Annotated in this window: 9 protein-coding genes and 1 tRNA gene; 7 read left to right on the top strand and 3 right to left on the bottom strand. The window is 44.8% G+C overall.

What is annotated here, in order from left to right; all coding sequences use genetic code 11:
- Window positions 1–401 precede the first annotated feature (401 nt).
- From QAS77_RS08110 to QAS77_RS08120, 3 genes are all read right to left on the bottom strand, one after another.
- A complete protein-coding gene (locus QAS77_RS08110; RefSeq protein ID WP_331522484.1) occupies window positions 402–908 on the bottom strand; it encodes a methylated-DNA--[protein]-cysteine S-methyltransferase in 507 nt (168 codons plus the stop codon).
- Between the two features lie 37 nt (window positions 909–945).
- Entirely contained in the window at window positions 946–2,100 is a 1,155-nt protein-coding gene (locus tag QAS77_RS08115; RefSeq protein ID WP_305064851.1) for an MFS transporter, read from the bottom strand.
- Between the two features lie 622 nt (window positions 2,101–2,722).
- Window positions 2,723–2,796: transfer RNA gene (locus QAS77_RS08120), tRNA-Thr, on the bottom strand.
- A gap of 86 nt (window positions 2,797–2,882) precedes the next feature.
- On the opposite strand from QAS77_RS08120, the gene QAS77_RS08125 reads away from it, so the two are divergent.
- The 7 genes from QAS77_RS08125 (at window position 2,883) to QAS77_RS08155 (ending at window position 9,174) form a co-directional block, all read left to right on the top strand.
- Window positions 2,883–3,422, top strand: coding sequence for an aldolase (locus QAS77_RS08125; RefSeq protein WP_331522478.1), 540 nt, complete (start codon window positions 2,883–2,885; stop codon window positions 3,420–3,422).
- A gap of 83 nt (window positions 3,423–3,505) precedes the next feature.
- Window positions 3,506–4,114 carry an archaetidylinositol phosphate synthase gene (gene pgsA / locus QAS77_RS08130; RefSeq protein WP_250867104.1) on the top strand — a complete coding sequence of 203 codons (609 nt, stop codon included), beginning with the start codon at window positions 3,506–3,508 and terminating at the stop codon, window positions 4,112–4,114.
- A 69-nt stretch (window positions 4,115–4,183) separates the two neighbouring features.
- Window positions 4,184–4,624: an archease gene (locus tag QAS77_RS08135; protein ID WP_305064856.1), complete on the top strand. Its 441-nt coding sequence runs from the start codon at window positions 4,184–4,186 to the stop codon at window positions 4,622–4,624.
- Between the two features lie 57 nt (window positions 4,625–4,681).
- On the top strand, window positions 4,682–6,142 hold the full coding sequence (locus QAS77_RS08140) for an RtcB family protein (RefSeq protein ID WP_305064858.1): 1,461 nt from the start codon (window positions 4,682–4,684) through the stop codon (window positions 6,140–6,142).
- Between the two features lie 368 nt (window positions 6,143–6,510).
- Window positions 6,511–6,981 (top strand): PUA domain-containing protein, encoded by a 471-nt coding sequence (locus tag QAS77_RS08145; RefSeq protein ID WP_250867106.1) that lies wholly within the window; start codon window positions 6,511–6,513, stop codon window positions 6,979–6,981.
- A 162-nt stretch (window positions 6,982–7,143) separates the two neighbouring features.
- Window positions 7,144–7,974: a polymer-forming cytoskeletal protein gene (locus tag QAS77_RS08150; protein WP_250867107.1), complete on the top strand. Its 831-nt coding sequence runs from the start codon at window positions 7,144–7,146 to the stop codon at window positions 7,972–7,974.
- A gap of 27 nt (window positions 7,975–8,001) precedes the next feature.
- Complete coding sequence (locus QAS77_RS08155; RefSeq protein ID WP_305064860.1) at window positions 8,002–9,174, top strand: acetylornithine transaminase; 1,173 nt, start codon at window positions 8,002–8,004, stop codon at window positions 9,172–9,174.
- The last annotated feature ends 39 nt before the right edge of the window (window positions 9,175–9,213 follow it).

Here is a 9,213-nt window from a genome sequence, read left to right on the forward strand (position 1 = left end):
AATCGCACAAAGTCCGCAGATGCAAAAACTTCGATAGGCAATATAACTATGTTACTATCGTTTGCCACGATCATCGGATTTATGGGATACATTAAACGCGATGATATCAGGAAATATCTTAAGAAAAAATAAGAGGGTGAAGCCCCTCTTTCTTTTTATTTATTTGATTTTTGTCCCAAACGTAATGTAGCTCCTTTTATTTGTAAGATGATGCGAGAATCCTTTTTTAAAAAAAGCAGTGTGTGAAAGTAATACCCATCGGTAAATTTCCTTCACCTCTTAATAACATTGGCATAGCAGTCATACTTGGAAGCAATGGCTTCGTATTTAACCAAGATCCCACATCACACATAATGATCCCAATTTCACCCATACCGTTCTAATAACGGTAAAGGATCAGATCACATCACAAGAGCTGACCTTCCACTACCTTTTATTTCCATCCCCTCATGCTCCAGCAGCAGGACCTTGTTTTCCAGACCACTTGAGAATCCGGTGAGCTTTCCTGAAGAACCGATCACCCGATGACACGGAATGATGATCAGTATAGGATTTGCACCGATAGCACCCCCTACAGCCCGCACAGCTTTCGGCCTACCGATCATTTTTGCAATATCGGCATAGGTCACAGTCGTTCCAAGCGGTATTTCTGTGAGGGCATCCCATACCAGCTTCTGAAAGCAAGTGCCTTCGGGAGTCAATCTGATGTCGAACTCTTTCAAATTACCTTTGAAATATTGCCCCAATTGTTCCTTAACATCTGAAAAAAGAACTTCATCACGAATCCAGTCTGAAGGAATGATAAAGTCATTCTTGCCTTTGATCAGACATACTTTTTTCAAGCCGTCATTGTCGCCTGTGATAAGGAGCTCACCCACAAGGCCTGTTTGCATTAGATCGTAGTACATGTTCATTTCTTTGTTATTTGTATTATATAGACAGATATCAATCGAACCATCCCCTGACTGCAAATGTGGTCACTGCCACTATCAGACCGAAAATGCCTGCCAAAAGGAAAACTGTTTGCAGACCGAAGTAGAGCAATACCACACCCAGCAGAACCGGTGCAGCGCTTTGCCCCACATATTTCATGGTATTATGAATGGACAGAACACCACCCCTTGCCCTCGCAGGTGAGATCTGTATGATCTGCGAGTCAATACTGGCCTGTGCAAGACCAAAACCGGCACCGAAGAAAAGCAGAAGCAGGAACAGGACAGGAAGCTGAGTATTCATAGAGATGAGAAATATCGACACACCCATAAGGATAAAACCGGACCCTATGAGCACTGGAAGCGATAACCTTGCTGCAAGCTTCTTTATGTCGGAAGCCACCAGAATGATAGCAAATCCCTGAATGGAGAGCACAAGCCCTGCTTCCTTTGCAGCGAACCCGAATACTTCCTTTAGCATGAACGGAATGTAAACCACAATTGAGAATAGCAGGAAGAAGATAGCGAAACTTAAGAAGACCGTATAGGCAATTCTCATGTCCTTCAATGCCCGAAGCGCTTCGCCAAGCCCTTTGGCATTTTCATGGTGCCCAGGATCTTTTGTTTCCGGAAGCAACACCCACACCAGAAGGGCAAATGGCAGGGAGAGGACGTAGAACAGGAACGGATAGTTCCACCCCACTGTGGCCAGACCTCCACCAATAAGAGGTGCCGTAACAGAACCAATGGCTATGGCCATACTTATCCTTCCCATGGATTGAATACGGTCAAGCCCTTCATAGACATCCCCTATGACCAGCATTATCAGTGACATCATACCGGCTATCCCTATACCCTGAACGAACCTCAACACAAGCAACGTTTCAAGGTCGGTAGCAAAGAAGCTGAAATACCCCATCAGACCGTTGAGAACAAGACAGGGAACAAGGATGGTCTTCCTATTGACCCTGTCCACAAAATGGCCAATTACCAGCGAAAAGATGGCTGTGGAGATGGTATAGACGGTCATCAATTGTGCAACTTCGTGGGGCATCCTGCCAAGCGGTCCAACCATCTGCGGAAGGACAGGAGCAAGTATAGCACCACCTGCCATTGCAAAAAAGGCGGTTGCTGCAAGGAATGCAAGGTGATAGGGTTTGAATTGCATTTTTAGAGGTCCTTGGAGAGTTTGGTCTTAGATAGGATATGATGTTTAATTAACTGCACTGTACCACCAGGAAAGAGAGAAAAGGGTAATGGGAAGAGGAAAAACAAAAAGGAAATACTTGTCGAAGATTGAACGCTCATATAGTCTTGGCCGGTGAAAATCATACACGAACTTGATAGGCCCTGAGATCGTGTATTTCGCTGGCAGAAGACATTCATCATAACATACTAAACTTTAATAAAGATAGAAAGCGATCAATGCAGACAGAAGTGTTGAGAAGACACAAAGAAGAAGATAAACGATAGCAAATGCCACTTTGAAATTTCCATCATAAAACTTTTTTAGAGTTACATATGCTGCCAGATAAAATGCAACACATAGAATTATAAAAAATGAATAGTCCAAAAATGAAGGTGTAGAGCCATAATAACCTACAACATAATCATTAGATACCAACCATTATCACCTTCCATCACATATGTTGATATTTTATATAACTGTTCCTTTTTGTTACAAAGATGCCGGGTGCCGTAGCCTAGACACAAATATTCGGAATAATCGAACATAAGAAAAATTACAATAGAAGTATTAGAAGCAGAAAATAACATATACAGAGAGAAAAAGCCTCGGGCGTGATTTGAACACGCGACCTAGTGATTACAAATCACTCGCTCTGCCGGGCTGAGCCACCGAGGCGCTATTGAAACGTACCCATACAATGCATAATAACAAATAAATGTTATGGTTGAATGTAGAGTGGTAGATATACTATGTGGCAAGAAATGGCAAAATTCGGGAAAAAGCTTGTGGACCACGGGCTTGTAGAGTCTAATTTCGGGAACATCAGTGTGCGTGTTGGAAGAAGTATGATAATAACACGCACCGGTGCGGCACTGGATGAGATAGAGAAGAAAAGTGTGGTAGAAGTGCCCATCGAAAATACATCAGCGCTTGACGTACTGGCATCTTCAGAGGCATCGGTCCATCGTGCGATCTATCAGGGGACAGATGCAAAAGCGATCGTTCATGCACATTGCCCCTATTCCGTCACACAGACACTCATAACGGATTCTGATAAGATAATCCCTATTGACAGCGAAGGAAAACTTTTCCTGAAGGAAATACCCATCGTTAAAGGTGGAATCGGTTCTAAGGAAGTGGGAGAAGGAGCTGTTAAGGCATTTGAAGAGCATCGAGGAATGGTGGTCTACAGCCATGGGCCGTTCACAATAGGCAAGACATTATCGGAAGCATACATAATCATGACACAGATAGAACATTCATGCAGAATAAAGTATCTTGTGGACCTTGCCAAAAAATAAATCCATACGAAAAGAACCAAAAAAACTAATAGTCAATATACGGTAATAGACCTCTACTATTATTGAACATACAGGGAACAGCCATGACCATTGATTCATTCAGACCGGCAGCTACAAGGATACTCGACCCGATAGCAAGAAGCGTAGCGAACAAAGGCATATCACCAAACGCTCTCTCAGTGGGTTCACTGGTATGCGCTGCACTTGCGGGTATCTCATTCTATTTTTCTGTGGACAACCCCTTAAGTGCACTCATAGCGATATTATTTGTTGCCCTTAACTCATTCCTTGATGCCCTCGATGGTGCAGTCGCAAGGTACCTTCGCAAAGACAGTAAAAAAGGCGATTTCCTTGACCATGTGATTGACAGATATTCCGATGTTTTCATAATATGCGGAATGTTCTTCGGAGGACATGTCCATTGGCAGATAGGCACCATAGCCATTGTCTGTGTACTTCTGACCAGCTATCTTGGAACCCAGGCACAGGCACTGGGTATCGGCAGGTTCTATGGCGGCATCATGGGTCGGGCTGACAGGCTTGTACTGATACTGATAGCATCCCTTGCCTACTACATCTACAGTGAAGCGATCTTCGGATACACGATCATCGGGTGGTCTCTCGTAGTGATAGCCATTGGCAGCCATATTACAGCCATACAGAGAATGGGCAGCATATGGAAGCGCCTCTGAGACAGGACATATTGACCCATCTGATCGTTCTGGAATAGTTTAAAGTAGAGCAAAGACCATCTAAAAATTATGCCGTCCACTGAAGTAAAATATGAATATCTTGAACATACTGCGGATGCAAAGTTCAGAGCCTACGGCAAAACAAAGGAAGATGCTTTTGCAAATGCTGCGGAAGCTATGTTCAATGTGATGATAAATACATCAAAAGTGGACTGCAAGCACAGAGAAGATATCATCGTCAATGCACCAGAGATCGATGAACTGCTTGTTGAGTGGCTCTCAGAGCTCCTATTTATTTTCGAAGTGGATTTCCTCGCATTCGGGGAGTTCAAGGTTGAAAATATAACAGAAAAGGATGGAGAATTCGAATTATCAGGTCATGCATGCGGTGAAGAGATAGACCTTGAAAAGCATGAGATCGATACAGAGGTCAAGGCAGTGACATACAATGATCTGAGAGTGGAAGAGACCGAGAACGGATCCATGGTCCAGGTCACTGTCGATACATGAAATTAACGAATATTATCGATGATACATTAAGAACAATATCATCAAGGGGTGGGATACATGGAAAGCGGAAATAAAATAACTGATTTGCTCACGAAGATAGATGATAATATCTGGGAGATACCTGAGGACTACTCGCCTGGAATGAACGTTCCGGGAAGGATATACCTTTCAGAGAAGCTTGTCCGGGACCTCGAGCCGGAAACACTTGACCAGGTGGCAAATGTGGCAAAATTGCCAGGGATACAGAAATTCTCCATGGCAATGCCTGATGCCCATCTGGGCTACGGGTTCCCCATAGGAGGCGTTGCAGCCTTTGATGAAGAGGAAGGAGTTATCAGCCCGGGAGGCGTGGGTTTTGATATTAACTGCGGTGTAAGGCTTTTACGATCCAACCTTACGGTCGATGAGGTCCGTCCGAAGATGAAAGAACTTACAGAGAGGATGTTCGAGGCAGTGCCATCGGGTGTCGGGTCAAAAAGCCGTCTGAGAGTTACAGACAGCGAACTCGATGATATATACCTGCATGGCTCGAAGTGGGCAGTGGAGAACGGTTATGGGGAAAAGACCGACCTTGACCACTGTGAAGGCGGCGGGTGTATCGAAGGCGGAGATGTTGGTCACATAAGCATCAAGGCACGAAAGAGGGGGAGACCACAAGCAGGAACCCTTGGAAGCGGGAATCATTTCCTTGAAGTGCAATATGTTGATAAGATATATGACCAGGAGGCTGCTGATGCTTTTGGACTGGAAGAAGGTCAGGTCAGTTTTATGATACATTGCGGTTCACGCGGCACAGGTCATCAGATCTGTACGGACCATATCAAGACGATGTCACAGGCTTCGAAGAAATACGGTATACAACTTCCAGATAAGCAACTCGCATGTGCTCCGGCGCAGTCCGAGGAAGCACAGAACTACTTCGGGTCAATGATATGTGCCGCCAACTATGCGTGGAACAACCGCCAGATGATCACGCACTGGACAAGGGATGTTATCGCAGACACATTCAGGTCGGATATTGACGAGCTTGGTTTAGAACTTGTCTATGATGTGGCACACAACGTGGCAAAGCTCGAAGAGCATGAGGTTGACGGCAAAAAGAAGAACGTCTACGTCCACCGTAAAGGTGCTACAAGGGCATTCCCAAGGGGACATAAGGAAGTTCCTTTAAAATATCGCGAGGTAGGGCAGCCAGTGCTTATCCCCGGAAGCATGGGTACGGCATCCTATGTACTTCACGGAGGAGATCGATCAATGGATATCTCGTTCGGGAGTGCATGTCATGGTGCCGGCAGGGTGATGAGCCGTTCACATGCTAAAAAGGAGTTCCAAGGAGAAGATATCAAGATGCAACTTGAGAAAAGGGGCATTACGGTCAGGTCTGCACATCCAGCTGTCATTGCAGAAGAAGCTCCCGGCGTTTACAAATCCAGTAGCGAAGTGGTCAATGTGGTCCACGAACTGGATATCGCAAGAAAGGTAGCAAAAATGATGCCCATGGGCGTTATTAAAGGCTGATATGTAAAAGATATGTTAAGGATATAAGGTAGAGATGTAAGGGCGACATGAATATATTGGCCCTTATATCGTATGGCATCAGACTAATTTATCAAAAAAGCAAAGCTTTCAGGTCAATACCACAAAAGAAGATAACAAGAGAGGAGGAAACGGTTGTTTGAGGGGATGAATGGTTTGCTTGATTACAGTCATTTACAACACAATCGTTTGCAAGCAATCTTCCCGTTTCCTCAATATAGAGATTGATATAATAATATTTAAAGCTGATTGGTATCATTTAAATATAAAATCTGTTATGCCAACAATTCGATTCCGAAACACATTTTCGACCGATACTATTTTTAAGTGCAATACATAATCTTGCGCCTATGGATAAAAATGCGAAAATGCTGAAAAAAGTTCGTGTCATGGCTGACTACCAGTTTGGAAAAGGATGCGGAGAAATTCTGTTCCCCGAGGACTCAACATTCCAGCTCTCAAGGACAAAACGTATCCGACAGATAATGAGCCAAGGCAAACGTATTGCGACCGTAAGAGCAAGGGATGGAACTTTCACATTGAGCATGGATGCTGCAACAGTTATACACAAACACATACCTGCGCCAGGTTCAAGGGTCACTGTCTGTGATGATGCTGTGCCTTTCGTCTCCAAGGGCAAGACCACATTTGCAAAACATGTAACTGCCATAGACCCTGAACTTCGGAGCGGGGATGAGGTCATCGTTGTCGATGAGAACGACATGGTTATCGCAACAGGACAGTTGGTGTTGTCCCCTGAAGAGATCGAAGCCCTTGATACCGGTGCCGCGGTCGATGTCAGGTGCGGATGCGAACAATGAGCTTTCTCTTGCAAAACAGCAGGCAGACTTCAAAATCTACACATAGCAACAGGTTAAATAAGCTGATAGAGCATACATAATCTCAAATCATCCCCACCGGAGAGTGAAAATATCGCAGAAGAGGGACTCCTGAAGACATTTGTCATTCCTGACAATACAAAAATGGAAGAACGGAACATCGTTCTTGATGGTGATATCGTAGTGGGCAACCATTCCGACATACGCTATGGAATTATCGCCAAAGCTGCCATACTCGGTGAAAGGGTAGAGGTTTCAGGTGACATAGTTGCCAGCTCAGATGTAAGGATAGATATCTGGTCACACATCGGTGGGAACGTCAAGACAAAAGAGAACGCTTACATCGGTGAGTTCGTCACCATTGATGGAAGGCTCGTTGTAAAAGGCGACCTTGACATTGGAAATGATGTGAAGATCAGCAGCGGTTTCGAAGCAAAGGGCTGGATCGTTGTAAGGAACCCGATTCCTGTTATAGCATACCTGTTCCTTTATTTGACAGAACTTTTACGCATGGGCAAGGATGAAGAGGTCGAAAAGGCGCTTGATGAGCTTTTCGATGAAGAAGTAGAGACCATAGGAAATCTCGCCATGATCGTCCCGAACGGTTCTAAGATATCCATAGATTCCATCAGAGTACCAGCCACAGCGTCCATAGGCAACAATTGTCGCCTTGTCGGCAATATCCGTGCTTCCACACTCGAGATGGGAAATGATACTACGCTTTATGGAAGTATCCGCACCCTTAATACAGTGGACCTCGGGGAAGATAATATCATACACGGGAACATTGTATCCAGAGGTGATATATACATCAACAAGGGAACACATGTTCTTGGTGAGATAAATGCCAATTCCATAAAGATACACGAAAGTGCACGTGTTGACGGTGTCATGAGAGCACCCGGAGGAATTATCTTCGTAAGGGAAGATAATGAGATCCTCAATGAAAATGAACTTATGACGCTTGATATTTGACCATTACTAACTATTTAGAGGCTTTTTATGACCAAAGAGACAACTCTATCAAAAGATTATAATTCAATCGTTGAAAAGGATTCAAAGTATGTAATGCAGACATACACTCGCCAGCCATTAGCACTTGAAAGCGGACAGGGTTCAATAGTCCGTGATATTGAGGGCAGGGAATATATCGACTGCGTTGCAGGTATCGCTGTGAACAATGTTGGACACTGCCACCCGAAAGTGGTCGAAGCTCTCAGCAAGCAGGCAGGCAAGCTCATACACACTTCAAATCTCTATTACACGGGCGTCCAGGCAAACTTTGCCGAAGAACTTGTGAACATTTCAGGCATGGGGCGTGCATTTTTCTGCAATTCCGGAACCGAAGCCGTGGAAGCTGCAATGAAACTGGCAAGAGTAGCCACCGGCAAGAAAGAATTCATCGCTGCCGAGAACTCATTCCACGGAAGGACCATGGGTTCACTGACAGTCACATACAAATCCATTTACAGGACACCTTTCGAGCCACTTATACAGGGAGAGAGATTCGTAGCCTATAACGATGCACAGGCCATAAGGGATACAATTACAGAAGATACTGCTGCCGTCATTGTAGAGCCTATACAGGGAGAAGGCGGCATAAATGTGCCTTCCGATGAATACCTGAGAGAAGTGCGTGAGATATGTGATGAGAACGAGATGCTCCTGATATTCGATGAAGTGCAGACAGGATTTGGAAGGACAGGTAAATGGTTCTGCAAGGACCATTCAAAGGTCGAACCGGATATCATGACCATGGCAAAGGCTATCGGCGGCGGATTCCCAATGGGCGCTATTGTGGCACGTGATGGAATTTCATTTGGAAAGAGCCAGCATGCTGCAACTTTCGGTGGAGGACCACTTGCTTGTGCCTCAGCTCTGGCATCTATCAATGTAATAAAGGATGAGAAGCTGGTGGAACGCTCGGCAGAGATGGGGCAATACTTCATGGACAAGCTCAATTCCCTTGATAACGACAGCATTGTCGAAGTTCGTGGACGCGGTCTTATGATCGGTGTAGAAATAAACAAGGCTTGTGCAGACATCGTAGACCTTGCAAGGGATAATGGCATTCTCTTAAACTGCACCTCCGAGAAGGTACTCCGCATAGCACCTCCACTGATCATTACAAAGGAACAGATAGACAAGGTGGTAGAGATCATTGCCCAGATATGAACTGATAAAGGATGAGATAGCATCCATTGCCAAATATGT

This window comes from Methanococcoides sp., from assembly GCF_030594565.1.
Taxonomy (GTDB): domain Archaea; phylum Halobacteriota; class Methanosarcinia; order Methanosarcinales; family Methanosarcinaceae; genus Methanococcoides; species Methanococcoides seepicolus.